The organism is Pseudomonas lundensis, assembly GCF_015377145.2.
GTDB lineage: Bacteria > Pseudomonadota > Gammaproteobacteria > Pseudomonadales > Pseudomonadaceae > Aquipseudomonas > Aquipseudomonas lundensis.
In genome coordinates, this window is sequence record NZ_CP062158.2 from 4233486 (window position 1) to 4259784 (window position 26299).

Here is a 26299-nt window from a genome sequence, read left to right on the forward strand (position 1 = left end):
CAGCGCGCACAGGCGGTGGCGCGCGCGTTAATTGGACGTCCCGCCCCCGCCGCCCGATTCCTGTTTGTAGTACTCCGGGATTTCGTGATCGTAACTTTTCAGCAAACGTTGCAGGCTTTGTTCGCGCTCTTGTGGGGTAAGCGTCTGCGGCACCGTTGAACCCTCTTTGCCGCTGACCTGAACCTGCAACCAGTTTTCGGTTTCCTGCTGGTAGCGGGACGACGGCCCCGGCTCGATGGCCAGCGCGCTCAAGGGCATCCACACCAGTAACACGCCGACACGTACAGTCATCGCCATCGCACACCTCCGATTATTTGAGCACCGCCACCTGATCGCTGGCCGGGGCTTTGAGTGCTTGCGCACGGGCCTGGGCATCGGTCACTTGCTCGGGTGTCAGTCCGGCGCGGGTGACCAGTTCTGCCGCTTGCTTCCAGTTGTCCTGATAGATCAACAACGTCACCAGGTTCAACGCCGCCAACGTGTCGTCCTCTTTGCTGAGTTCCAGCGCGGTCAAAAACTCAAAGCGTGCGTCGTCCAGGCGCAACAGGTTGAGGTACACCACCCCCAAGTCATTGCGGATCTTGTCATCGGTGGGGGCCAGGCTGGCGGCCTTTTGCAGGTAGGCTAGGGCCTGGGCGTTGTCTCCTCGGGCTGCCGCCAGTTGCCCCAGGCCATGCTCGCCCTCGGCTGCCAGACAGGTGCCCTGCAAACTTCGATACAGAGGCTCGGCCTCGCTGCGGCCCAACTGACGATAGAGGCGCGCCTTGCGCAACTGCACCTGCCCGTAGCGCTCGGGCAGGCTTTGCAGATTGGCCAGACTGGCGTGCAGCTTGCCTTCTTTGGCCATGTCGTCGGCCAGGTTCATTGACAACTCCTGATCGCCACTCAACTTGGCGCAACTGCTGTTCAGGGCCAGCCACGGCGGGTTACTCGCGCCCCCGCTCGCACAACCGCCCAGCATCAGCAGCCCGCACGCGACGATCACAGCTTTCATGTTCACACTCCCGGTCAAGACCCGAAGGCCCGTGAAATAGCGATAAAACTGGGGCCAGCCAACACAATCAGCAGCGCCGGAAACAGGAACACCATCATCACGACCGACATCTTGGCCGACATTTTCGAGATGTATTCCTGCATGCGCGTCAGGCGCCGGTCATCGAGCAATGCTTTGAGCGCCTGCAACGACTTCATGGCGCCGCCACCCTGCTGGATCAGTTGCTGAAGAATCACACAGGTGTCGTCGAACTCATCCACCGCCAGCAAGCTCGCGGCTTTTTGCAGCTCCTGACCCAGTTCCAGCCCGGAATCGACACGGGCCAGCACCAGTCGCAGCTCGCCAGTCAACACGGGCAACAACTGCCGCGCCTCCTGACTCAGCACGCGCAGTGCTTGCTCCACCGCCATGCCTGACTCAAAGAGAATGCGCAGGAGCGGGATAAATGTAGAAACCTCAATCGCCACCTGTTGCTGACGCCGGGCGGCTGCGTAGGCCAGTAACCGTTTGGGGATCAAGTAACCGATGGCCAGCCCGAACAGCGGCCCCACCCACACATTGCCCGTGTCCGGGTAGAACACGTTATGCCCCACGAACACCAACCCGGCCAGCACCACCGGGGTGCCAATCTGAAAGGCGGCAAACAGCGAGCGCTGACTGGCCGTGCGCCACCCCAGCCGGGTCAACAGGGTTTGGGTTTCGTGGTCCAGCGACACCGAGCGCTGGCCCACTTTGCTGCTGCCGACAGCCCGCAGCCAAGTGCCAAGCGTGTGCGTACCGGTTTTCCCGCCCTCAAGGCGCTGCATCACACGTTGCTGGCGCAGCCGCTGCTGGATCACGCTATTGATGACCAGTGCCAGGGCGGCCAACAGCAAGACAACGCTTATCAGCAAGGCCATGTCATACGCTCCGCACCATGCGCCACAGGGTAAAGCAGCCGATGACCTGCATCGCCAGCGCCGTCAGCAACAAATGCTGCCCGGAGGCGTCGCTCCACATTTTGGGCAGGTAAGCGGGGTTGGTGAACATGAAATACACCAGCACCAACAGCGGCAAAACGGCCAGCACCATGGCCGTGAAGCGCGTCTCACCGGTCATGGCCTTGAGTTGACGGGCACCTTGTTCGCGCTCGCGAATCAGGGTGATGAGGTTTTCCAGCAGTTCACTGGCGTTGCCGCCGTAGCGCTGGTTGACCTTGAGGCCCAGGGCAAACAGGCGAAACTCTTCGCGCTCGTACAGCTCGGCCACGTCCTGCACCGCTTCCGGCAAGCTGACGCCCAATTGCACATTGCGCGACACCCGGCCCAGCGCGGTCTTGAGCGGGTCACTGGAGGCATCAATCGCATTGAGCACGGCATCCGCCAACGTGCGACCCGCCTTCAAGCTGCGCACCGCGTGATCCAGTAACGGCGGCAGTTGTTCAACCATGCGCCGCACCTGACGGTGGTAGCGCCAACTGAGGTACAGCTTCAGGCACAGCGGTGGCAGCAGCAGGCAGGCAAGCACCGCCATCCAGCCGCCTGCGAGCCCGGCCAGCAGCATCGCCCCGAGCCACAGGCCAAGCCACAGCCGCAAGCGCTCCGACGGTCGGGGCAGCCCGGCCTGCAAAAAGGCGCGGTCCAGCCAGAGCAGCCCGCCCAAATGCGGGGCCGGTTGCGGTTGCCCTTGCGCTAACCGATTGAGCACCCGGCTGGTGGTCGGATTGCGCAACACACGGAACACAATAAACAGCGCCAGGCACGCCATCAGCAACGCGATCAATAACAGCAGCAGGGCCGGGATCATGGCGGGCCCCTCAACCTTGAAGGTTCACGATTGGCTCGCGACGTAACTTGTCGCCCGCCGGGTTGAGCGCTTCGCGCATGAAACCGACCCCGGTGCGCCGATCCAGCCGGAACAGGGTATTGGTGACATACACGTCATCGCGCACACCCACCACCTCCAGCACTTCGCTGACACAGCGACGCCCGTCGGGCATGCGCGTGAGCTGGATGATGACGTCCAGCGCGGCGCAGATCATTTGGCGCAGGGTTTTCTCCGCCACGGTGCGCCCGGTCAGGCCCACGAGGGTTTCCAGGCGCAACAGCGCATCCTGTGCGGTGTTGGCGTGCACGGTGCTCATGGAGCCGTCATGGCCGGTGTTCATGGCGGTCAGTACGTCGAGTACTTCAACGCCGCGGATTTCCCCCAGGATGATGCGGTCGGGGCGCATCCGCAGGGCGTTGCGGATCAGGTCGCTGGCTTTGACCTCCCCATGGCCTTCGGCATTGGGCGGGCGGGTTTCCAGACGCACCACGTGCGGGTGGCCGAGCTGTAATTCGGCCACGTCCTCAATGGTGACCAGCCGCTCATAGGGGTTAATCAACTGACTGAGGATATTGAGCAGCGTGGTTTTACCGGTGCCCGTGCCGCCGCTGATGAGGATGTTGCAGCGCTTGCTCACGGCCTCCTGAATGAAGTCATAGATCGCCTGATCGATGGTTTGCATGGCCATCAGGTCCGTGCTTTTGAGCATGTCCTTGCGAAACTTTCGAATCGACAGGCACGGGCCGTCCAGTGCAATCGGCGGGATGATCGCGTTGACCCGGCTGCCATCGGGCATGCGCGCGTCGACCATCGGCGAGGACTCATCGAGCCGCCGCCCCAATGGCGCCAAAATGCGCTGCATGACCCGCTCGACGTGGTGGTCGTCGATAAAACGCAGTTCGCTCTGGTGCAGGATGCCGTCGCGCTCGATAAACACCCGGTGCGGGCCATTGACCAGAATTTCGGTGACCGCCGGATCGCGCAGCAGCACTTCCAGCGGGCCAAAGCCGGTGAGTTCGTCAACGATTTCCTCGGCCAGACGCTCCATTTCATAGCGTGAAATCGCCAGGTGCAGGCGCGACACGTATTCAGCCACTTTGTCGGTGACGAAATGAGCCAGCGCGGGGCGCGCGTCTTCCAGCAGGTTTTTGCCGGTTTCTTCAATGGCCTCGATGATGTAGCGGTGCAGCACTCGTTTCAGGCTGTCGTGCTCGGCATGCCCGTGCGCCCCGTGCAGGCCGGCACCGAACAGTTTTTCACCGTTCATTTAGCCCCCCAGAAGCGGCTCAGCCAGTGGGCTGAGGGCCTGGCAAGCCCTTGAGAACGTTGGGCCAGGCGCTCGCCCAGGGTTTTCAGGCCTTGGGTCAGCGCCTCACGCGGGCCGAGTTCGAAGAGGGTGGTGGCCTGGTTCTTGGCGTTCATCCGCAGTTCGTCAGCAGGTGGTAGCGTGGCCAGCACTTCAAGGCCGAAGGTCTTGGCCAGTGCGTCGGCGTCGGGCGCCACGCCGCGCAGGTAACGGTCCACCAGCATCCGCGCGTGTTCCAGGTTCATGCCTTTGGCGCGCCACAGGTTGAGAATCGCCAGATTGCGTCGGCAGTCGAGGACGTTCTGGTCGGTGTACCACAGCAATTTGTCGCAATGGCTGACAAAGGTGCGCAGCGCTTCGCTGTCGGGCTGGCCGGTGAGGTTCACCACGATGTGCTGAAAGTGCTGACGCAAGGCGCTGAGCAACATGTACAACTCGGCCGCGCTGGTGTGCTCCAGGGGCTCGTCGCTGTCGCTGTACGCCAGAATGCGCAAGCCACCGGGGGCGACGCTGAAGGCGCTGTCGATCAACGTGCTGTCCAGGCGCCGCAAATGGCGCAGGGCATCACCGAAGTAGAACGCGCTTTGCAGCCCCAACAGCGCGAGACTGTCGCCACGGGGCAGGCCCAAATCCAGCAGCAGGGTTTGCTGGTCGCTCTTTTGCACCACGAGCCCCAGGTGGCTGGTCAGCAAGGCGCCATCGGCGTTGCATTGCGCGCTGTACATCACCGTCAGGCCGCCCAATTGTGCATTGGGCGTGACGGCAGGCAGGCGCTTGCTCAGGCGCCGGACCAACCCGGCCACCTCGCTGGAGCGCGAACCATACGCGACAAAATCCCGCGCCCCGGCGCGCATGGCGTTGAGCACCAACTGGTTGTCCATGCCATCGCCCAGGGCCACGATGGCCAGCATCGGCTTGGCTTCCAGCGCGCCTTCAATCAAGGCGCACTGAGCGACCACTTTCTCGCGGTCCAGCCCCACGAACACCAGCCCGGCGAAGGTCACGTCCACCAGCGCCAGCAACTCATCCAGGCTGCCAGTGCTGGCGCCCACCACTTGGCCGATGGGCGCCAGCGCGCCTTGCAACCATTCAAGGTCGGTGTTGTTGCGCGTTAACGCGAGAAATGTCTGGCTCAGTCCCTGGCTCATTTGGATAACCCGCTACGGCGATTGAAATTGCCGTTTTCGAGAAAATACAGGCGATACCAGTTGGGGTCGTAATTGCGCAGCTTTTCTCCGGGCAATGAAGGCAACTGGGCATTGGCCGCCAGCGGCTGGATCAGGTGCGGGGTGACGATCATCAGCAACTCGCGCTCTTCGCGGCTGATGTTGGAGGAGCGGAAAAACGCCCCGAGAATCGGGATATCGCCCAGGCCGGGGAATTTGTCGACCTGTGAGCTATTGCGCGTACTGATCAGGCCACTGATGACAAAGCTCTCACCGTCAGCCAGGGAAATACTGGTGTCGGTGCGGCGCACCTTAAGGCCGGGGACCAGCGTGCCTGCGATGTTCACGGCGTTGGTGTAGTCCAGCTCGCTGACTTCGGGCGCGACTTTGAGCACGATGCGATCACGGCTGACCACCGTGGGGGTCAGGGTGAGGCGGATCCCGAATTCCTTGTACTCGATGGACACGTTGTCGCTGCCACTGCTGGGCACTGGCACCGGCACTTCGCCGCCGGCCAGAAACGTGGCGCTTTGACCGCTCAGCGCCACCAGGCTCGGACGCGCCAACGTGTAGGCAAACCCGCTGCCTTCCAGCGCATTGATCATGGCCTTGACCCGACCGCCCCCAAAACCGATGTTGAAGTACTTGTTGTCGGCCGGGGGGCCGCCCGTGATGACGTTTTCAGCGGTGGTAATCAGCGACCCCGGCGAGCCGAACAGGAAGTTGCTGCCCATACCGAAAATCGAGGTGCTGGCCTCCTGAAGCTTGGTGCGACTGACTTCGACAAAGCGAATATCAGTCTGTACCTGGCTGGGCAACGTCGGGTCTTGCGATGGGGACAGTGACGCGCTGGTAAACCCGGCAGCGGCTTTACCTTTGACGAACACCATGCTTTGGCGCGGTTTGTTGGAACACGCGGTCCAGACCATCAGGCTGGTGGTGCCGGGGGCGACGCCGGTCAGCAAAAAGGCGCTGTCGCCGTTGGCATAGACGTCCGCAATGGCCGGATCGCCCACGGCAATGCGGGTGATGCTGACGGGGGAATCCAGTGCTTGCTGGGTGCCCTGGGCCACTTCCAGCACCGCGGGCAATGGCCCCAATAACGCGCAATGCGCCGACGCAGCCATTGCCATGTCAACACACAGGCCGCCCAGCATCAGCGTCCAGACAACTTGTTTCAACAGCGGCACACAACGTTGACTCATGCTGGGCTTCCTTGCAGATCAGGAATGTTTTAGTGGGCGGGCGCCTGGGTGCCTCGAATGATTTCTATCCCACGGGCCCGAGGCGGACCGGCCGGGGCTGTCAGTGGCGCCTTGTTGGCCGGCGTGGCCATCGCCAGTTGATTGAACTGGTAGAGGCTGCGTCTGGCGGCCGCCAGATTGCTCGCCGCGTCTTTTTCACCTGACCAGTAGTGGCTCAAGCGTTGTTCTTGCGCGCTGCGCACCGCCAGACGCAAGGTTCCGGCCTGCGCGGCAAGCATCAGTTGATTGACCAGCGGCTCGGGGATGGCCAGCACCACGGTGCGTGCCGTCACCCGGCGCTGGGTTTGCAGTTGCGCCTGCTCGGCGGTCAGCGCCTGACTCACCGGTTGGCCGTCACTGGTCAGACCCAATTCATCGCCAATGCTCAACACCCGCACCGCAGGCAGCACCACTTGTGTGGAGGATTCAGGGTTGGTGGTGTCCTGACGCAGAAACAGCAGAATGTCGACGTAATCCCCCGGACCAAACTGCCCCGCGGCCCCGGCCACTTCATCAATCGCCACCGCCAGCGCGCGTTCGTCAGGGCGAATCATGCGCGCCAGCGGCCCGCCGATTTCGAAGCTGTGTTCATTGAGCCAGGTGCCCGCGTTCAGCCCTCGCCATGGGGTGCGTCCCACCGCCTGGTCGATAGCGGTGAGGCTCCCGGCGGGCGCCGTGCGCAATTTTTCCAGCGTCAAATCATCGGCAGTCAGGGCCACATGCGGGGCGACATCGCGGGTCAACACCACCACGCTTTGCTTGGTCTGGTCTTCGAGATGGCTCACCCCCTGCTCCACCACCTGCGCCACCGGAGCAGGTGGCACAGGCTGTTGACGGGCCAGCATCAACCCCCAGAAACCGGCGGCAATGGCCCCCAAAAACAAGATCGCGGCGAGCACCAGACTCCGGCGATTGTTCATATGGCTCTCCCTTTCCCATTGCGTACGGCAGACAAAAAATCATGCGCAATCAGGCAGCTATGAACGGTTGGCCAGTTGCAACCATTTCGCTATTTGAAGGTAGCGCAGGTAGGACAAAACGCCATTACTGACCGGGTTATTTCTGACAGGACATTCGAGGACTTTGATTTGTTTAACGTTTTTGATGGCGGATGACCTGATCCGTTTGGATTACTACTTTCGGATTAATCCTTTCTTACAGTTGTGAGGTCGGGCTTTGTTGGCAATGCTCTGATGGCAAATGGGAAGTATGTAGCACCTACGTTACACAGTGCCCGCTTCGGCGCACTAAGGAGAAGTCAGATGCTTCTGGATACTGTTCTGAAAGTGTATGTGCCGACACAGGCGTTCTGCGTCTATCAGACCCGTCAATTAATCAAGCGCCGGGACGGGGCTTCGGGCATTGAATACGCCCTGATTGCGGCCATGGTGGCGGTGGTGCTCGCACTGTTTGTCACGCCGCTGTCGGGCGTCGTCAAATCCACGTTTAACAACCTGGTCAAAGGTTTGGGCGGAACGGCAGTGACTTAAGCATGCGCATCATGCGTAAATCCTGCTCTGGCCCCTTTTACAGGAACGCAACATGACCGCCTTTTCGCCACGCCAACAGCTCCTCCTCGTGGATGACGAGGAGGAGGCTCTTTCTGAGCTGGCCGAACTGCTGGAGGGCGAAGGGTTTTGTTGCCACACCGCCACGTCGGTGAAAGCCGCATTGCAACAGCTGACCCGGCATCCCGACATTGCCCTGGTGATTACCGACCTGCGCATGCCGGAAGAAAGCGGCATCTCGCTGATAAAGCGCTTGCGTGAACACACCTCGCGTCAACACCTGCCGGTCATCGTCGTGTCCGGGCATGCCGACATGGATGACGTCAGCGATCTGTTGCGGTTGCAGGTGCTGGACCTGTTTCGCAAACCCATCTATCACGAGCGTTTGCTCGATACCCTGAATGCCCTTTTCCCTCAGCCGACGCTCAAGTTGATCGACGGCTGAGGCCGGTCCGCGTGGCGAACACTCGCGAGGTTGCCCTCGCGAGCCCTGCAGCTAGAGTTGATAACTGAAACTCAAGGTGTAGCGCGGGCGGCGGTTGAAGCTGTCCAGCGCCATGTCAGACATCGGCTTGGCCGCTTCAAGGGCAATGTTGTAGTAACGCTTGTCGCCAAAACGCAGCCCGACCGCCGCCGAAGACATGTCCGAGCCTTTGAATGGCAACTCGTTGAACCAGGTTTTGGCCTTGTCCAGCACCGCGTAGGGCTGCAGCAATTTCACCCACGGCCCTTCGCGGTTGAAGCTGTAGTTGACCTCATACGCCACCCCCCACCCCTTGTCGCCCGACGCCTGATCGTCGGGGTAGCCGCGGCCAAAGTTCTGCCCGCCAAACACCGCCCGCTCACTGTCGGGCAAGCTGTCTGCACTCCAATAGAGGGCGCCGGACATCACGCCCTGCCAATTCTCGAAAAACGTGTCGCTCTGCACGCCCGACAAACGCAGGCGCAAGAAATCCAGGTCGTACTGATTGCCGGTGAGGTTGGTTTCACTCTTGGCGCCCAGGCCTTTCATGCCTTGATACACACCCGCGCTGACGATGCGCAGCTGTTTGTTATCGGACTTGCGCCAGTCACCCTCAAACGCCAGGGCGCGTACGTCTGTTTTCTCGCTGAGGCTGACCGGGAAGCCGACCACCTCGTAATCGGTGCGGTCATTCACGCCGTACAACCGGGCGCCCACGCTGAGCCATTGGTTGGGGGCTGCGATCAGCGGGTGGCTGACACCGATGGAGAAACGGTCGTTCTCGCGATGCGGCTTGAGTTCAAACCCGTCACTGGTGGCAATGCTGCTCCCCGGATCGCTGCGATACCGCGCGCCATACAGGCTCAACTGCGTGCCCTCAGCGTTCAGGTACTGGCTGTAGTCGATGCGGTAGTAATGTTCTTTATCGTTGCCGGGCGGGAACAACCCGCTGACGCTCAATTGCTCGGCCATCGCTGTTTGCGAGTTGCTGCTGACCCCGAACAGTGCCTGCGTGCTGTCGCGACTGCCTTCGGTGAGGCTCATGCTGGTGGTGAACGGTTTGCGGCTGGCATTGATGGTCAGGGTCGAGGCGCCATCCGTGGTGCCGGGCGGCGGCACTTGTGCTTGCAAGGTGACGCCCGGCAGGCGCCCCATCAAGGTCGCGTAGCGGTCGAACGTTTTGCGGGTCAGCGGGCGCTCGCCCTTGAGCTTGTCCACCAGTTCATCGATGAAGCCCTTCACCCGACCGACATCACCCTGCACGGTGTAATCACGGATGTAGCCTTCCACCAGCACCACCCGCACCAGCCCCTGATCAAAATTTTGCGGCGGTAAAAACGCGTACGACAACAAGTAACCATCGGTTTGGTAGCGCTGGGTGATGGTGCGCGTGGCATCGATCAATTGCGCCAGGGTGATCTCATGGCCCAGTAACGATTGATAGGCAGCGCCCAGCTCCTTGAGCGGGTACACGGTGCCGCCTTCAATCTGCAATTTGCGGATGGTGAGTCTGGTGCCCATCACCAACGGTGGCGGCTCGACCGCGCCGGGCTTGGGCAATTGCAACGCTGGCTTTTGCGGGCGGTAAGCGTCTACTGGCAGGTTGGGGGTGGGCAGGGTCTGCATCATTTCGTTGCTGTTGAGGTAGCGCGGCAAGGGCTCGGCCATGACGCACGGGGTCAGCACAACAAATACGAGAGGAACGTAAGTACGCATATGACACTCCATGGTCAACAACAGCGACATAACCAGGTGGGCGCGTCATCTCAGGGCGACGCTACCCGGTGCAAGCCCTAGATCCTTGGCTCAAAAAAAGACGAGAGGTTCATCAGAACCTCTCGTCTCAACCAAGCGTAGGCGCTGTAGGTGAGGCCGTCGAACCGGCCAGGTGCAATTCGTTAGTTTTTCTTGCCCAGATTGCCCAGGCCTCCGAGTACCCCACCCAAGCCGCCCACAGCACCGGTTGTCGCGCCGCCTTGCGCGGTGGTGCCACCGTTCAACAGCCCTCCAACCGCACCCACCGTTGCGCCCACGGTATTGACCGTTTGACCGACTGCGCTCACGACCTGGTTGTTGCTGCCCGCATCCACTTTCACACCCACGCTGCTGACCGCCCCGCCCACTTGATTGAGCAAGCCGCTGACCGGCGCCCCGACACCCGTGGCTGCACCGACGTTTTGCGTCACGCTGGTCACGGCGCTGGTGACCGGATTAAGCGCCGTGCCCACGGTGGTGGTGACCGCTGCCAACGGGGCGCCCGCGGCGTTGTTCGCCACCCCGGTACCGCCCAGCGCACCGCCAATGGAGGCCACGGTATTGCCGATGGCATTGCCATTGGCACCGGCAGCATCCACCACACCGCTGGTGCTGCCACCGGCCAGCCCGGTGCTTACCCCATTGACCACGCCACCCACGGTTTCCAGCAACCCGGCGCCCGCAATCCCCGGCAGGCCGCCTGCCCCGCCACCCGTGCCGCCGCCCGCTGCGGGTGCCGGATTGACATAGCCGCCGGTCTTGTCCGTAGCCCCGGCAACGCCCGTCAACACCCCGCCCACCAGACCGGTCACAGGGTTGCCATTACCGGTGCCGGCCACCTTGTCACCCAACCCGCCAACCACGCCGCCGACTTTGTTCAGCAGGCCATCCACAGGCGCCCCGAGTCCGGTCGCCGTGCCGACTTTGCCTGTGGTGTTTTCCACCAGTGAAATCACGGGCACCACGACTTTGTCATTCAGGCCACCGGTCACTTTGCTCAATGGCCCGGTGGTGGCGGCGCCGGTGAGGGTGTTGCCGATCATGGTGACCGTTGTGCCCACATTGCCCACCAGACCACCCGTTGCATCCGTGACTTTATTGACCACCCCGCCCACCACGGGGATCTGACTGATCGGCGTGTTATCGATCAACGTGCTGACGCCTGTGCCCAATGACGTGACGCCTTTACCGACATCGCTCACGGCGTTGGTAGCGCCTGCCACGGTGATGCCCAGCGAGTCTTTATTAGTGCCCAGCGAGCCCAGGCCATTGGTGACACCCCCGGTGACCGAGGTGACGGCGTTGCCGGTATTGGTCACCAGACCACCTGCCACACCGACCACGGGAACAGTGGCCAACGTCGTGCCCAGATCACTGACGGTCGTGCCGACCCCGCCGAGCGCCGTGCCAACCTGGCCGACCACCTGACCGGTGACCAGCGGAGTCGTACCAGCGCCTGTGCCACCGCCAGTTCCACCGCCTGTACCGCCACCGGTTCCGCCGCCTGTGCCACCACCGGTTCCGCCGCCAGTTCCGCCATCTGTACCGCCACCGGTTCCACCGCCTGTGCCGCCACCAGTTCCACCACCGGTTCCACCGCCAGTTCCACCACCGGTTCCGCCGCCTGTGCCGCCATCTGTTCCGCCGCCAGTACCACCACCGGTTCCGCCACCAGTACCACCACCAGTTCCGCCACCAGTTCCGCCGCCTGTACCGCCGCCTGTACCGCCATCTGTTCCGCCGCCAGTACCACCACCGGTGCCACCGCCTGTACCGCCACCCGTTCCACCGCCAGTACCGCCATCTGTACCGCCATCGCCTCCATCCGTGGTGCTGTCGGGAGTGCTGGCGGCCACATGACTTTTGGACCCGCCGCCACCGCTATGGCAGCCACTGAGGCTGACTGTCATGACCAGCAGTAAGGCAGTACTTGTTTTTAACCACAGTTGAGTATTCATGATTGAGTCCCTTGCACCTGCTTGCCTGAGTTCAAACGTTTCCTGATCTGTCGCCAGCAATACGTTTATCCGTTGCAGACATAACAACCCCGAGGGACGCGTCGGACAATTCTCAATTTGGTATTAACCCCTTATATAGCGGGGGCGCGCCTATACGTTGGGGTTAATCCATTAGGGGGGACAAGGGTTTAAAAAGCGTGAATTATCAACACGCTTGAAAGAGGCACTTCGCACACGACACCAAGGTGATAAACACAATTGGTACGGTGTTTTCTCGTCGCTCGTCGCGGGCGAGCAGCGCCAAGGCGCACTGAGCCGATCACTCAACCACGCTGAATTCGACACGCGCGGTGTGCCCTCCTTCGTCCAGCACGCTGAGTTCGTAGCGCCCGAGTTGTTCGAGCGAGGTGCTGAGCGCGTCCTGGTGGGCGCTGTCGCCCAGCGGCACGCCATTAAGGAACCACCAGCGTCGTCCATCACCGCCCAGTGCCGTCAGCGTGAGCCGCAACGCTTGCACGCTCGCCGCGGGCCTGCGCAGGCGGTCACCGTCGCGCACGCCAACGATCGACAACGGCGTGACCGAATGCAGCGCCGGTGGCGGGCACTCGACCGAGGCTGGCGGCATGCGGGTGTCCCGTCGCTCTGCCCTTGGCAACCAGGGTTCCAGCGGCGCGGGCCACAGGGCCACCTCGCGAGGTTGCGCGCCGGGGCATTGCGGCCCGACACGCTCGCCTTGCGGGTTGACCCATACCTGCTCGCGCAACCCCACACCCAATGGTTGATCGGCCGCCAGCAAGGTCGGCGGCGTGGTGTGATCCAGCGTCCAGGCAAAACGCTGGCGGCGGCAGTTGGGGTCGCCCTTGCTCAGCGGCTGGCCCAACGGCCAACAAATGGCTGCCACGCCAACATTGCCCGGCACGGCCTGCACCGGGGCAACGATGCCACGCTGGCTGTCGCGATTACTCAGCACATCGTGCACTTGCAGCATCAGCGGGGCTGCCGAGGCCAGCCCGAACTGGCCCGGCACCGGCGTGCCGTCCGGGCGCCCGATCCACACGCCAATCAAGTAGCGCGGCCCTACGCCAATCGCCAGCGCATCGCGAAAGCCGTAGCTGGTGCCGGTTTTCCACGCCAGCGCGGGGCGTTGCACTAATTCGGCACGCGGGTCACGGTCCGGGCGTGCCTGGCCACTCAGAATGCGCCGGATGACCCATGCCGAGCCCGGCGACAGCAGGCGCCGTTCGTGCAGTGGATCGTCGGGCTGCAAGCGCAACGTGGCACTTTTGCCGTCGCGGGCCAACGCGCTGTAACCACTGACCAGGTCTTCGAGTCGGCTGCCCGCCCCACCCAGAATCAACGCCAGATTGGGTTCCGCCAAAGCGGGCAGCGTCAGCGGCACGCCGCCGTTGCGCAGGTCCGCCGCAAAGCGTTTCGGCCCATAGGCTTCGAGCAACTGCACCGCTGGCAAGTTGAGGGACAGGGCCAGCGCGGCGCTGGCCGAGACCGGGCCGCTGAAGCCCATAGAGAAGTTGCCCGGCCGGTAGTCGCCATAGCGCCGGGGCACGTCTTGCAGCAGCGACTCGGAATGAATCAGCCCGGCGTCCATCGCCATCCCGTACAAAAACGGCTTGAGCGTTGAACCCGGCGAGCGCATGGCGCTGATCATGTCCACATGGCCGAAACGCCGCGCGTCGTTGATGTCCACCGACCCCAAGTAAGCACGCACGGCCATGCTGTCGGTTTCGACCACCACAATTGCCGCCGAGGTGTGATCCGGCAAACGCGCACGCCAGCCCAGCAACAGGTCTTCCAGACGACGTTGCAGGTTGGCATCCAGCGTGGTGCGTATCAGCGGCGGACTGTGGGGGCGATTCAATCGCCGCGCCAGCAAGGGAGCGAGGCTGGGTTCCAGGCGCGGCGCCAGGAGCAGCGGCTCTTGCAGGGCATCGTCCACGGCGGTGCGCGGCCACACGTCGTACTCGGCCAACCGCCGCAAGACTTTGTCCCGCGCCACCTGCGCGCGCGCCGGGTGGCGGTCCGGGCGCAAGCGGCTGGGGGCTTGCGGCAACACGGCCAACAGCGCGGCCTCCGAATGCGTGAGGTGTTGCGGGGACTTGCCCAAATACGCCCAACTGGCCGCTGCCACCCCTTGCAAAGTACCCCCGAACGGCGCGCGATTGAGGTACAGGTTCAGGATTTGGTCCTTGGACAAATGCCATTCCAGCTGGGCCGTGCGCCACAGCTGGCGCAGTTTGCCGGGCAACGTGCGTTCATGGGGATCGAGCAGCCGCGCCACCTGCATCGACAGCGTGCTGCCGCCCGACAACACGCGCCCGCCGCTGAGGTTTTGCCAGGCGGCACGCCCCAGCGCCAGCGGGTTCACGCCCGGGTGACGGAAGAACCAGCGGTCTTCGTAGGTCAGCAAGGCGTCGAGGTAATACGGCGACACCTCATCCGTGCTCACCGGGTAGCGCCACACCCCATTGGCATCGGCAAAGCGCCACAGCGGGGTGCCGTCTTCGGCCAATACGACACGGGCCAGATCATCCTGGGGCAAGGGCAGCGGCCAGATTTTATCGGCCAGCCACAGCGCGGCACACAGCAGCACTGTGGCGGCGAGTATCCCGCGCAGGCATTTTTTAAGCCGCGATCCCATTAACATCCGCCCGTGACGCAACTTTGCGCCCTGACTGGTTGCCCAAGGGGTATCTCTGGCACAGTGGCCGTCTTCTTAATCGGAACATCCCCATGCACGTCGAAAGTTTTGTAGGAAATCTGGGCCTTTGGTTGGGCACGCTGGTTCGCTGGATCGTCGAAAGCCTGAGCGGCCTGTTCAATGCGATTACCCAGGCAGGCAGTCATTTCATTGATGGCATGGCCCGTGCGCTCGGCATGGACACCTCGATTGTCAGCATTGCGGTGCTGGTGATCGGCCTGCTGTTTTTGTACAACGCGGTGCGCGCCTTCATGCGGGCTTCCATCATCGGTGGCGTGATCTGGCTGTTGCTGGGGTTGTGGGTGTTGAGCTGGGTCATCAGCTGACACGCGGCGAGGCGGCGGGGGCGCCGTCGCTGTCCCCCTCCAGCCTCGCTTCGTGCATCAGCGGCCCTTGATCACCATGTCTGCGGGCGTCTCGCCCACGGCTTGCCAGTTCGGGCGGTACATCGACTCAACTTGCGGTGGCGGCACGCGGTAAGTGCCGGGCGTCACGGCCCGCGCCAGATACAACAGGTGCGTGGTGCCGTAGCCTTCCAGATTCAACGCAGCCACGTAACGGTCATCGCGGTATTCCTGATGCTGCACACCCGCGTTTTGCATGGACTCGCGCCATTGTTTGACCTGGCTACTGGCGTTCTCAAGGCTGGCCGCGCTTTGACCGAGGTTCTGGTTTTCAAGCTCCAGCCCCGCCGGTAGCAGGTCAACCACCAGCGCGTCCGGCACCCGCTGCTTGGCAGTGACAGCCAGGTGCACCAGCACCAGATCACCGCTTTGCAGGTTTTTCAGGTTCAGCGGCTCGCCGTTCATGCCCAGGTAGTCGCGGCGAATACTCATGTTTTCACCCCCGGCAGGCGGCGCGTGCTGTGGATAACCCGAAATCGTCAGCTGTTGGTACACCGGCACGCTGCCTTCATTGCGCAGGCTCAAAGGCGACGCCAGTAACGGCCCTTCCAGTTTGAGACCGGCTTGAGCCGGGTTCAGCTCACGGGTCTGGCTGCCACTGACCAGTTGCGCGGTCCACGGTTGTTCAGGCTGGCCCAGCAAGTCCCGGCCCGCGAGGAACAACGCGTTGCGCTCCTGAGTCGACAGCCACTGGCTCGCCGCCAACTGATCCGACAGGGCAAATACTCGGGCTTCACGCTGGTCGCTCATCAGGTTGTTTTCTTCGAGCAGGGCCAGAATCAGCGCCTGATCGCGCAGCGGGCTGCCGTAATCACCCAGCCATTGATCGGCTGCGCGGGTCACGGCAAGACCGGCGACCAGGGCTTGATCGGCTCGGGGCTGGTCGCCCATCTTCTGCAAGGCAATCGACAGCTGCACCAGCGGCAAACCGGAGCGCGCATCGCTGCGGCGTTCGAACAGGCTGCGCAAGGCACCCAACGGCGCCTGCTGACTGCGGGCCAGCACCATGGCGGCGTAGGCTTGTACGGCAAACCGGGTGTGATCGAGATTATCGCTGTAGTCCGACTCGATCAGGTTGCGCTCCTGGGTGTAGCGCAGCAGTCGTTCACTGGCTTTCTTCAGCGCATCAGGCGGCACGGCATAACCTTGATCGCGAGCGCGCAGCAGGAAGTCAGTGATATAGGCGCTCAGCCAGTACTCTTCCTGACCGTCTGCGCCCCACAGGCCAAAGCTGCCGTTGTAGCGCTGCATGCCCAGCAGGCGCTCGATGCCCAGCTCGATTTTGCGCTTGCGGTCGGCATCCGGCTCGCCTTCCAGGCCAAGCCGCTTGAGCAACGCCGCGTCGGCATACAACGCCGGGTACAGACCGCTGGTGGTCTGTTCGGAACACCCGTACGGATACGCCTTGAGCGCACGGATCTGCTCGCCCAGGTTCAACGGCGGACGGCTCGACAGGCTGAGCAAGGCTTCACGCCCCGCCGGTTCGAAGGCTTGCAGCTCGCCCTCTGGCAACGTCCATGGCTGATCGTTGAGCACGGCGCGGTAGTGCTTGAGCAACGCCGGGTAGGCCGGGCGCACCCCCAGCGTCCATTCGCGGGTAAAGGGCGCCAGTGTCTCGCCGGGCAGATTCAGGCCTTTGACGGTGACGGTCAGCTTGCCGGTGCCGTAGCCACCCAGGGCTTTGACTGGCACCTGCAAGGTGCTGCGCTGGCCGGGGCTGAGGGTGAGTGTTTGGCTGCTGAGACCCGACAGGTTCAGTTGGCCTTCGGCGTTCAAGTGGACTTCAAGGGTTTGCGGCGTGGCCGTGAGGTTGGACAGGTCCAGCGCCAGCCGGGTCTCATCGCCCCCCGCCATGAAGCGCGGCGCGGCCAGCTCGGCCACCAGCGGCGCGGCGACCACGGTTTTGGCTTGCGCCATGCCGTAGCGGTCGTCGGTCCAGGCTTGGGCCATTACGCGTAACTCGCCATTGAAGTCGGGGATGTCGAGGCTGACTTCACCCTCGCCCTGTTCGTTGAGGGTCACCGGGGCGCTTTGCAGGGCAACGATGGTGACGCTGGTGGCCGGGCGCTTGCCGCCCTTGGCCAGCCCTGCGTCACCGCCAAAGGCCAGGCTGGCCAAACGGCCTTGCCCGGCTTCAATCAGTTGCCCATAAATGTCCAATTGGTCAGCGCCATAAGCCTTGCGACCGAACAGGCTGGCGTAAGGGTCGGGCGTCGGGTAATCGGTGATGTTCAACACCCCGACATCCACGGCCGCCAGCAGAACATGCACGTCCTTGGGCACGCTGCCGTCGGCGTTTTTAGCCTGCACCTTGACCTTCAGCGGCTGCTTGGGGCGCATGGTCTGCGGGGCATCCAGGGTCAGCGCCAGTTTGCGCTGCGTGCGGTCCAGCGGCAGGTGCAGCACACCCACGGCCCGTTTTGGCGTGATGTTGGCTTTGCGCTCGCCGGGACGAATCACCAGCGCGCTGACGTACAGGTCGTGGCGTGCCCAGCGCGGGTCCAGTTTGACGGCGAAGGTCTTGCCCTCGGCCGGGACGTCAATTTCTTCCCACCACAGCGGCCCGTCGCTGCCTTCAACCAGCAAATACCCTTTGCCGGCCGCCGGTGGCGTGACCGTGACGTTGGCTGTTTCGCCCTCGGCGTAGGCCGCTTTATCCAGCGCCAGCTTGACCTGATCGGGACGCACGGCGCCGCCTTCGGCATTGTCCTGCGCCTGATAACCCGCCCAGAAGCGCAGGCTGCTGATCAAACCGGTTTTCGGGTCTTGAACTTCAACCCGATACGGGCCCCACTCCACCGGGAAGCTGACCTTGGCCGTGCCGCCTGCCTTGAGGCTCACGGTTTGTTCGCCGAGGTTCAAAAACTTCTCGTTGTAGTGGTAGCTCCAGCCGTCGTTGTCCGAGTAGTTCCAGTAGTAGTCCCGACGCTCGCGCACCAGCCGCACGTTGACGTTATCAGCCGCCAGCTTGTTGCCTGCGTCATCGGCAATCAGCACCTCGAATTCGGCCGGGCCGTCGCCATCGGTTTCCGTACCGTCGAACAGGCCGCGCAGCCCCGGCAGTCGCTCGGCAGGCCACACCGGTTGCACCAGTCGACGGGTAATCGGCCGACCGCCGGACTCTTGCAGGCTGGCCTGCACAATCAGTTGCAGCGGCGATTTGGCGTCGCTCCATTTGCTCTCCAGATGCAGGGTGTCTTCGCCTTGGGCGTTGAGCACGCTTTCATCCAGTTCAAAGTCCTGGGTCAGTTCTTCTTCGGTCACCGAACCGAACTGATACCCCGGCAATGCGCTCACCGCCTCACGCAAGGGACGCACATACACCTGACCGCTCAAGCGGTTCCCGGCCGCGGGGGCACCATACAAGTAGCGGCCGTTCACGTGGATGTCGGCGGTTTGATCCGGACGCAGCGGCGTATCGCTGCCCTTGAGTTCCAGCGCCAGACGCTCGGGCAGGAAGTCTTCCACTAAAAATTCATAGAGCTGTGGCTTGCCGCCCCCCAGGTCGAACACCAGTTGCCAGCGCCCGGTGGGGGCTTCGCCCGCCAGTTGCAGCGGGTATTGATAGAAGCCGGCAGCATCGGGCTCCCACACGAACTTGCGGCTGACCTGCTCGTCCGGGCGACGGACTTCCAGGCTGACCGGCTGCGGCTTGACCGGATGGCCATCACGGTCGCGCAGCAAGGCATTGAGCAGCACGGTTTCGCCGGGACGGTACAGATCACGCGGTCCAAATACGAAGAATTGCAACGGATGCGCCTGCGGCCCGCCGATGTCGAACTCGGCCAGGTCCAGCGCCGCGGTATTCAAACGCAACAGGCTGGTCTGATCGCCCTGTCGCGCCAACAGCACCTCGGCCTTGGGCGGCAGGGCCAGTTCGGCATGGCCGTCTTTGTCGGTCGTGCCCTGGGCAAGCATTTTGCCCTTGCCGTCGAGCAGTTCCAGCGCCACGTCGCCCAGCGCATTGCCACCTTCGAGCGCCTGCGTGAACACGTCCAGGCGTTTCTGATAGCGGTGTACCGAAAGGCCAATGTCACTGAGGGTGAACAGCGTGGCCGGGGTTGAATAGTTGTACGTGCCGGAGGCTTTCATTACCGCCAGGTACACGCCCGGCTGCTGCAAGGGCTTGATGCCGGAGGTTGGCAGGATCACCGTTTCACGCGTGTTGCGGGCCGGGTTCAGGTCAAACCGGGCACCGTAGACCAGATCGGCCATGCCCAGCAGGTCTTTGGCTTCATAGCTTTGCAGGCTGCTGTTGCGGCCCCACTGGCTGAGGAATGCAGGCAAGGACTGAGGTTTGACGCGGAAAAACTCCACATCGACTTTATCGACGTTGAGCGCGATAACGGGCAAGCCTTCAGCCAGTCGCGTCGGCAACAGCGTGCCGCGGCTGGCAAACCCGACGGTGGGTTGCAGGTCACGGGTTTCAAGACGGCTGACGTACTCGGCGGCCAGTTCGGCATCGTTGACCGCGCGCAGGCCGGGGTCGACGGTGAGGATCAGTTTGCGCTGCGGCTCAAGGTGACGCAGACGCAGCTCCATCAGGTTGTCGGAAAGCTCCCAGGCGCCGTCGACCTTGCCGGAGGTGGCATCCACCAGATGCAGTTTTTCGCCAAAGGGCTGATCCGGGTCCAGCGGCACGGAAAAACTCACCGACAAGGTGCTGGCGCCGTCCACTTGCACTTCCGAGACATCCACCACACTCAACTCGCGCCCCGCGTAGCGTTCAGCGAGGGCTTTGACATCCTGCACAGGCTTGGCCGCTTGCGTGCCAACCGCCGCCGAAGGCGCAGGAGGGTTGCCGGGAGAGGAAGCATCACACGCACTCAGCAGTGCCAGTGCGCAGGCCAGGAACAGTCCTTTGTTAAGCATGGTGTACTCGTTGGCTAGGCAATGAAGGGCACGACTATATAACAAATCCCCACGCCCCCTCACCCCGGCCGTCTCACGGAGCAAAGGGGCTGAGGGAAGGCCGCTTCGGCTACAATGCCGCTCCCTCAAGGAGCCTGCATGTCGTTTTCCCTACTTGCTGACTGGCGCGACCGCCTGACCCATCGCCGGGTGTGGGCGCTGGCGGCGCCGATGATTTTGTCCAATATTTCCGTGCCGCTGGTGGCGCTGGTCGACAGCACCGTCATCGGCCACTTGCCCCACGCGCATCAGTTGGGCGCCGTTGCCGTGGGCGCCAGCCTGTATGTGTTTCTGGCCTGGATGATGGGCTTTCTGCGCATGGGCACCACGGGCTTCGCCGCCCAGGCGGCCGGGCGGGGCGATGGCACGGCGCTGCGCCAGATCCTGTTGCAGGGGTTGCTGCTCAGTGTGCTGCTCTCACTGTTTTTAGGGGCCATCGCACTGCCGTTCAGCTCCCTGGCCCTGACCGTGATGCAGCCCTCTCCCGAGTTGCACCAACTGACGCTGGATTTCTTCTATACCCGCCTGTTTGGCCTGCCCGGCGCGCTGGCCACCTATGCACTGGTGGGCTGGTTTCTGGGCACGCAAAACGCGCGGGCCCCGCTAGGGATTTTGCTCACCACCAACCTGGTGAATATCGCGCTCAATCTCTGGTTTGTCCTGGGGCTGGACTGGGGGGTGGTCGGGTCCGCCCGCGCCTCGGTGATTGCCGAGTGGAGCGGCGCACTGCTCGGGCTGTGGCTAACACGCGGCGCGCTGCGACGGTTTCCGGGCAGGGTGATGTGGCAGGCGTTACGCGTATGGCAGAACTGGAAGCCGCTGTTGGGGGTCAACCGCGACATTTTTATCCGCAGCCTGATGCTGCAATCGGTGTTTTTCCTCATCACCCTGCAAGGTGCGCGCCTGGGCGATGCCACCGTGGCCGCCAACGCACTGCTGCTCAACGGGTTGCTGCTGGCGGCCCATGCGCTGGACGGCCTGGCCCATGCCGTGGAGGCCCTGTGCGGTCATGCCATTGGCGCCCGGGACCGGACCGCCCTGCGCCGTTCGATGGTAGTGGCCAGTGGCTGGTCGCTGATCGCCAGCGCAGGTTTTGCGGTGTTGTTCCTGTTCGGCGGGCATCTGTTTATCGAGATGCAGACCGACATCCCGAGTGTGCGCGAAACCGCTTTTCACTACGTGCCGTACCTGGCGCTGCTGCCCCTGATTGCCGTCTGGAGTTACCTGTTGGACGGGCTGTTTATCGGCGCCACCCGCGCGCGCGAAATGCGCAACGCCATGGTCATCAGCGTGATCTTCGCCCTGCCCGTCGCCTGGGCCATGCAACGCTTGGGCAACCACGGGCTGTGGATCAGTTTTCTGTTGTTCATGGTGCTGCGCAGCCTGACGCTGGCGGCCTATGCCTGGGCGATGCAACGCAAGGACCAGTGGTTCAACCCCAACGCGTGAACTCGGGGTGATTGCGCGCACATAAAAAACGCCGCCCGAGGGCGGCGTTTTGTCTGGCTTCGAACGGCTTACGAAGACAGGTAGGACGAACGGGTCAGGCCCAGACGCAGGGCGTCGAGGTACTGGGTGCGCTCTTTGACGCTGATGTTGGCGCTGGCCACTTTGTCGCGGTAGTGGTTCATCAGCTCTTCAGGCGACAAGTGCACGTAACGCAGCATGTCTTCGATGGTGTCGTGGGTCTCGATACCGGCGTGGTACACGCTGCCGTCCGCTTTCTGGTAGATGTTCACCGAGTCGGTATCACCGAACAGGTTGTGCATGTCACCCAGAATTTCCTGATAGGCGCCCACCAGGAAGATGCCCAGCAAGTAGTCTTCGCCTTCGTTGAGGCTGTGGACTGGCAGGCTGGTTTCGATGCTCTGCTCGTCGACGTATTGCTTGATCTTGCCGTCGGAGTCGCAGGTCAGGTCTTGCAGCACGGCGCGGCGCAGCGGCTCTTCGTTCAGGCGGTGCAACGGCAGGATCGGCAACACCTGGCCGATTGCCCACGTGTCCGGCAAGCTCTGGAACACCGAGAAGTTGCAGATGTACTTGTCGGCCAGCTTGTCGTTGAGTTCGTCCAGCACCTGACGGTGCGAACGCTGACGCGCCTTGAGCGAGTTGTGCAGGCGACGGCATACGGCGAAGTAGCACTGCTCGGCCAAGGCTTTTTCAGCCAGGCTGATCTTGCCATCGGCGTATTGGGCAGCCACGTCACTCATGTAGTGGGTGGCGCGCCAGTAGGTTTCGGTGACCATCTCGATGTCGGTCGGGCCCAGCAGGTCGATCAGCCACTGCACGGTTTCAGGCAGGCTTTCTTTGTTCTCGATCACCGGCACGTCGTCGTTGTGCTTCTCGACGTCGGTCACCTGCACCACCAGCATGGCGTGGTGTGCGGTCAACGAGCGGCCGCTCTCGGAGAAAATGTGCGGGTGCGGCAGGCTCTGCGCATCGCAGAACTCTTTGAGCATGCCCACCACCACACCGGCGTAATCGTCCATGTCGTAGTTGATCGAGCTGGCGTTGCGCGAGTGCGTGCCGTCGTAGTCCACGCCCAAACCGCCGCCCACGTCGATGTGGTCAACCGGCAAGCCGAGGTTGCGCAGTTCGCCGTAGTAGCGAATCGCCTCTTTGAAGCCGTGCTGGTAGTCGGCCAAGTTGGCGATCTGCGAACCCATGTGGAAGTGCAGCAGGCGGATGCCTTGATCCAGACCGGCCGCGCGGAAACGCTCGACCACCGACAGCAACTGCGCCGCCGACAGACCGAACTTGGATTTCTCGCCGCCGGTGTCTGCCCATTTGCTCGATGCCAGGGACGACAGGCGCACGCGCAGGCCGACCTGCGGCTTGACCTTGAGCGATGCCGCTTCTTCGATGACCAGATCCACTTCGGATTCTTTTTCGATCACGATGAACACGTTATGGCCCAGCTTCTGGCCCATCAGCGCCAGACGAATGAACTCGCGGTCCTTGTAACCGTTGCAGACGATGGTGCCGCCTTTGGGGGCCAGCGCCAGCACGGCCAGCAGTTCGGGCTTGGAACCGGCTTCAAGGCCGATCGACACGTCCTGGGTGGCGATGATGTTTTCAATCACGGCCTCTTGCTGGTTGACCTTGATCGGGTACAGCGCGGTGTACTGGCTCTGGTATTCCAGACGCTCGATGTTGGCATCGAACGCGCCGGTCAGCTGGCGTACACGGTCTTGCAGGATATCGGGAAAGCGCACCAGTAACGGCAAGGACAGACCGCTGCTTTTGCGCAACTCGTCAACTTGCTCGTACAGGTCGATGGGCGAACTGTTCGGGCCGTTCGGACGTACTTCTACGCGACCGGCTTCATTGATCGCGAAATACCCGGCCCCCCAATGGCGGATCCCATAAACGCTGCGGCTGTCCGCAACTGTCCATTGGCTGCCATCGTCTTTGCGTGTGCGTCGTACGGACATCGAAGTCCCCTATATATAAGTCAAATAGCCCAACCTGAAACCAGGCTGGCGCAGTCTAAGGCGTGAAAGTGACGATTCGTCTGTGCAAGGTAGACCCTGGCAACAGCGCGGAGTTTAGAAACCCGTCATAACAGGCTCTGTGAAAACCATGGTCAAGCCCTCACTGTCAGCCCGACAGGGCAACAGGCGCGCTCAACGGTGGTTTTCACAGAGGCTGCTAGCCGCCGGACTTTTTGGCCTTGAACCCCTGCTTGACCAGTTCGGCCAGCAGCAGGTCGACGTGATCGCCCTGGATCTCGATGATGCCGTCTTTCAAGGCGCCACCGGTGCCACAGCGTTTTTTCAACGCAGTGGCCAGCTCCTTGAGCGCGTCTTCAGCCAGCGGCACACCGGTGATGGTGGTCACGGTCTTGCCGCCGCGGCCTTTGCTTTCGCGACGCACGCGGGCAATGCCGTCACCTTCGGGGAGGCGGGTCTGTTTGCAGGTACAGGCGTCCACCGGCTGGCGACAGTCCGGACAGTGACGACCTGCGTCGGTGGAAAATACCAGGCCACCAAGGGCGGCGAAGGATGCGGCTTTTTTGGCCACCGGCAATCCTCTAGATGGAGGACAAAAAATTGGCCGGTGCAAGGCGCGGGAGCGCCATGGGATACCGACCGCGAAGCCCCACTCTGGCAGGGGCAGCGCAACTCAGACGGGAATGCCGCTTGAGCTTGAAAAAGGTCGCGCAGTGTAACGGCAAATTCGCCAGTGCCCAAGAGCCAATCGGCGCAAATGTTGTGTATCGCTCGGGGTCGCTGACGAGGGAGGCGACTGCGTTCAGACGCTGTCGAGATAACGCTTGAGCGCCGCCAGTGAATCCGGGCAATACGGCTGGGTTTGACTCAAACGCAAGGCCTGCGCCACGGGCATGAAGCACGCTTGCTGGACCTCTTCGGGCTGCACGTGCAACGGCCCGTCCCACACCGCCGAGAACACGGCGCACCACAGGTGGTTGTCCGGGCAGTCAAAGTAAAAACGCTCATGGGCCGTCAACGGGACGCCGCTGACGCCAAGCTCTTCGTACAGCTCGCGGGCTGCCGACTCGGCATAGGTTTCGTCCACCCCGACCATGCCGCCCGCCGCCACGTCCCAGTAACCGGGGTACAGCGCCTTGCTCAGCGTGCGCTGATGCACGCACAGCTCGCCGGAGGAGTTGAACAACAAAATGAAGGTGCCCCGCCCGATTTCCCCCCGATCACGCAGCTCGGCACGGGGCAAACTGCCCAGCAGCCGGTCTTCGCGATCGACCCAAGCGACTTGCTCGGCGTCAGAGGCCGCGCGGTGGGCGGCCTCCCGGGGTGAAATGGCCATCACTTAACCTTGTGAGAGCAATTGACGAAGGTCCATGACCGCCGCGTTGGCGCGGGAAATGTAGTTGGCCATGACCAGCGAGTGGTTGGCGAGCATGCCGTAGCCGCTGCCGTTGAGGATCATCGGGCTCCAGACCGGCTCTTGAGCGGCCTCCAGCTCACGAATGATCTGGCGAACACTGACGGTTGCGTTCTTTTTGGCCAGCACGTCCGCGAAGTCGACTTCGATGGCACGCAACAGGTGCGACAAGGCCCAGGCCTGACCGCGCGCTTCATAGAACACGTTGTCAATTTGCATCCACGGGGTTTCGACGACTTCTTCGTCAACCACCGGCACCTGACCCGGTTGCAGGGATTCGGTTTTCAGCGCGCTATTGAGTTTGACCCGGCCCACACTGGCCGACAGACGCTGCGACAGCGAACCCAGACGTGTACCCACGTCACCCAGCCAGTTGTTCAAGTTGTCGGCACGGGCGTAAAACAGGGCGTTTTTCTGATTAGGGTCAGACAGGCGAGCCTGGTAGCGGCTCAGGGAATTGATGCCTTCCTGATACTCAGACTCGCTGGACGGCAGCATCCAGCTCTTGTTGTCGAAGTTGAAACGCGGCTCGGCCTTGGCCAGATCCGCGTCTTCAGCCGACTGCGACTGGGAGCGGGCAAAGTCTTTGCGCAGGGCACGGGTCAGGTCGCGTACCTGCACCAGAACGCCGTATTCCCAGCTCGGAATGTTGTCGAGCACAAGGCCCGGCGGGAAGCGGTCATTGGACAGGTAACCGCCCGGCTTGTTGAGCAACGTGCCGGCCACGGTTTTCAGGGTTTCGACGGTGGTGAAGCCCGGCACCATTTGCTTGCCGTCGCGCTCGGCAGCCTGCTGGGCGTTTTGCTGCACCGGGAACAGATCCGGCTCCTGACTCCAGTACCAGCCGAGCCCCAGGCACACCAGCACATACACACCCACCAGGGTGGCAATGGAGCGGCTCAGCAAGATGCTTTTGAAATAGCCACGCGGCTCTGTCCTGGTCTCCTTGACCGACTCGCGGGCACTGCCCTCACGTTTTTTCCAGTCCAGCATGGCTATATCCTTTCGATTACTGAATTCAACGGTTCGACCACAACCCTAACCCATCGTGCCTTATATGCCTGTTTTTAATCGCCTGCCGGTTGATCTGCAACAAGGCGCTGGCAACAGGCGGCGGCCACTATAAACCACGCTCGCGCCCCTCACAGAAGGATCTCAACGCCTAAATGTAACCGGCCAACGTTAATTTCGTGTGAGGGCTC

21 protein-coding genes are annotated in these 26299 nt (G+C 62.5%); 4 read left to right on the plus strand and 17 right to left on the minus strand.

Features of this window, described 5'->3' with window-relative positions; genetic code table 11:
* Positions 1–27: 27 nt before the first annotated feature.
* Genes IF654_RS19945 through cpaB form a run of 8 tightly spaced genes read right to left on the minus strand, consistent with a single transcriptional unit; the run spans position 28 to position 7436 of the window.
* Entirely contained in the window at positions 28–297 is a 270-nt protein-coding gene (locus tag IF654_RS19945) for a DUF3613 domain-containing protein (RefSeq protein WP_047273238.1), read from the minus strand.
* A gap of 13 nt (positions 298–310) precedes the next feature.
* On the minus strand, positions 311–994 hold the full coding sequence (locus IF654_RS19950) for a tetratricopeptide repeat protein (RefSeq protein ID WP_047273237.1): 684 nt from the start codon (positions 992–994) through the stop codon (positions 311–313).
* 14 nt (positions 995–1008) lie between these two features.
* Entirely contained in the window at positions 1009–1893 is an 885-nt protein-coding gene (locus IF654_RS19955) for a type II secretion system F family protein (protein ID WP_047273236.1), read from the minus strand.
* Between the two features lies 1 nt (position 1894).
* Entirely contained in the window at positions 1895–2779 is an 885-nt protein-coding gene (locus IF654_RS19960) for a type II secretion system F family protein (RefSeq protein ID WP_083333014.1), read from the minus strand.
* Between the two features lie 10 nt (positions 2780–2789).
* Positions 2790–4067, minus strand: a complete 1278-nt coding sequence (locus IF654_RS19965; protein WP_047273234.1) for a CpaF family protein — start codon at positions 4065–4067, stop codon at positions 2790–2792.
* On the minus strand, positions 4064–5254 hold the full coding sequence (locus IF654_RS19970; RefSeq protein WP_047273233.1) for a CpaE/TadZ family protein: 1191 nt from the start codon (positions 5252–5254) through the stop codon (positions 4064–4066). Before IF654_RS19970 ends, IF654_RS19965 begins: the two co-directional genes overlap by 4 nt.
* Positions 5251–6477, minus strand: coding sequence for a type II and III secretion system protein family protein (locus IF654_RS19975; RefSeq protein WP_094987564.1), 1227 nt, complete (start codon positions 6475–6477; stop codon positions 5251–5253). The genes IF654_RS19970 and IF654_RS19975 overlap by 4 nt, the downstream gene beginning before the upstream one ends.
* 29 nt (positions 6478–6506) lie before the next feature.
* Entirely contained in the window at positions 6507–7436 is a 930-nt protein-coding gene (cpaB, locus tag IF654_RS19980) for a Flp pilus assembly protein CpaB (RefSeq protein WP_094989306.1), read from the minus strand.
* Positions 7437–7778: 342 nt separating this feature from the next.
* Between cpaB and IF654_RS19985 the strand changes: the two genes are divergently transcribed.
* Both IF654_RS19985 and IF654_RS19990 read left to right on the plus strand, forming a co-directional pair.
* Positions 7779–8006, plus strand: coding sequence for a Flp family type IVb pilin (locus tag IF654_RS19985; protein WP_047273230.1), 228 nt, complete (start codon positions 7779–7781; stop codon positions 8004–8006).
* Between the two features lie 52 nt (positions 8007–8058).
* The gene (locus IF654_RS19990; RefSeq protein WP_047280002.1) at positions 8059–8469 is read left to right on the plus strand and encodes a response regulator; all 411 of its coding nucleotides are present in this window, start codon (positions 8059–8061) and stop codon (positions 8467–8469) included.
* Positions 8470–8520: 51 nt separating this feature from the next.
* On the opposite strand, the gene IF654_RS19995 is transcribed toward IF654_RS19990, so the two are convergent.
* The 4 genes from IF654_RS19995 to pbpC all read right to left on the minus strand — a co-directional run bounded on the left by IF654_RS19995 (position 8521) and on the right by pbpC (position 14856).
* Positions 8521–10203: a ShlB/FhaC/HecB family hemolysin secretion/activation protein gene (locus IF654_RS19995; RefSeq protein WP_194862127.1), complete on the minus strand. Its 1683-nt coding sequence runs from the start codon at positions 10201–10203 to the stop codon at positions 8521–8523.
* Between the two features lie 182 nt (positions 10204–10385).
* Positions 10386–11666, minus strand: coding sequence for a collagen-like triple helix repeat-containing protein (locus IF654_RS20000; RefSeq protein WP_336244834.1), 1281 nt, complete (start codon positions 11664–11666; stop codon positions 10386–10388).
* Positions 11558–12136, minus strand: a complete 579-nt coding sequence (locus IF654_RS23200; RefSeq protein ID WP_336244835.1) for a hypothetical protein — start codon at positions 12134–12136, stop codon at positions 11558–11560. The genes IF654_RS20000 and IF654_RS23200 overlap by 109 nt, the downstream gene beginning before the upstream one ends.
* A gap of 383 nt (positions 12137–12519) precedes the next feature.
* Positions 12520–14856, minus strand: coding sequence for a peptidoglycan glycosyltransferase PbpC (gene pbpC / locus IF654_RS20005; protein WP_097193015.1), 2337 nt, complete (start codon positions 14854–14856; stop codon positions 12520–12522).
* Between the two features lie 92 nt (positions 14857–14948).
* Here pbpC and IF654_RS20010 point away from each other — a divergent pair, with 92 nt between their 5' ends.
* Positions 14949–15242: a hypothetical protein gene (locus tag IF654_RS20010; RefSeq protein WP_047273226.1), complete on the plus strand. Its 294-nt coding sequence runs from the start codon at positions 14949–14951 to the stop codon at positions 15240–15242.
* 57 nt (positions 15243–15299) lie between these two features.
* Here IF654_RS20010 and IF654_RS20015 read toward each other — a convergent pair whose 3' ends face one another.
* On the minus strand, positions 15300–20192 hold the full coding sequence (locus tag IF654_RS20015) for an alpha-2-macroglobulin family protein (protein ID WP_194862125.1): 4893 nt from the start codon (positions 20190–20192) through the stop codon (positions 15300–15302).
* Between the two features lie 138 nt (positions 20193–20330).
* Between IF654_RS20015 and IF654_RS20020 the strand changes: the two genes are divergently transcribed.
* Positions 20331–21680: an MATE family efflux transporter gene (locus IF654_RS20020; protein ID WP_094987569.1), complete on the plus strand. Its 1350-nt coding sequence runs from the start codon at positions 20331–20333 to the stop codon at positions 21678–21680.
* Between the two features lie 68 nt (positions 21681–21748).
* Here the strand turns inward: IF654_RS20020 and speA are convergent, their stop codons facing one another.
* The 4 genes from speA to IF654_RS20040 all read right to left on the minus strand — a co-directional run bounded on the left by speA (position 21749) and on the right by IF654_RS20040 (position 26090).
* Positions 21749–23665 carry an arginine decarboxylase gene (gene speA, locus IF654_RS20025; RefSeq protein WP_047273223.1) on the minus strand — a complete coding sequence of 639 codons (1917 nt, stop codon included), beginning with the start codon at positions 23663–23665 and terminating at the stop codon, positions 21749–21751.
* Positions 23666–23882: 217 nt separating this feature from the next.
* On the minus strand, positions 23883–24254 hold the full coding sequence (locus IF654_RS20030; protein ID WP_047279997.1) for a translation initiation factor Sui1: 372 nt from the start codon (positions 24252–24254) through the stop codon (positions 23883–23885).
* Positions 24255–24485: 231 nt separating this feature from the next.
* Positions 24486–25019: an NUDIX hydrolase gene (locus tag IF654_RS20035; RefSeq protein ID WP_047273221.1), complete on the minus strand. Its 534-nt coding sequence runs from the start codon at positions 25017–25019 to the stop codon at positions 24486–24488.
* Between the two features lie 3 nt (positions 25020–25022).
* Positions 25023–26090 carry a DUF2333 family protein gene (locus IF654_RS20040; RefSeq protein ID WP_047273220.1) on the minus strand — a complete coding sequence of 356 codons (1068 nt, stop codon included), beginning with the start codon at positions 26088–26090 and terminating at the stop codon, positions 25023–25025.
* Positions 26091–26299 lie beyond the last annotated feature (209 nt).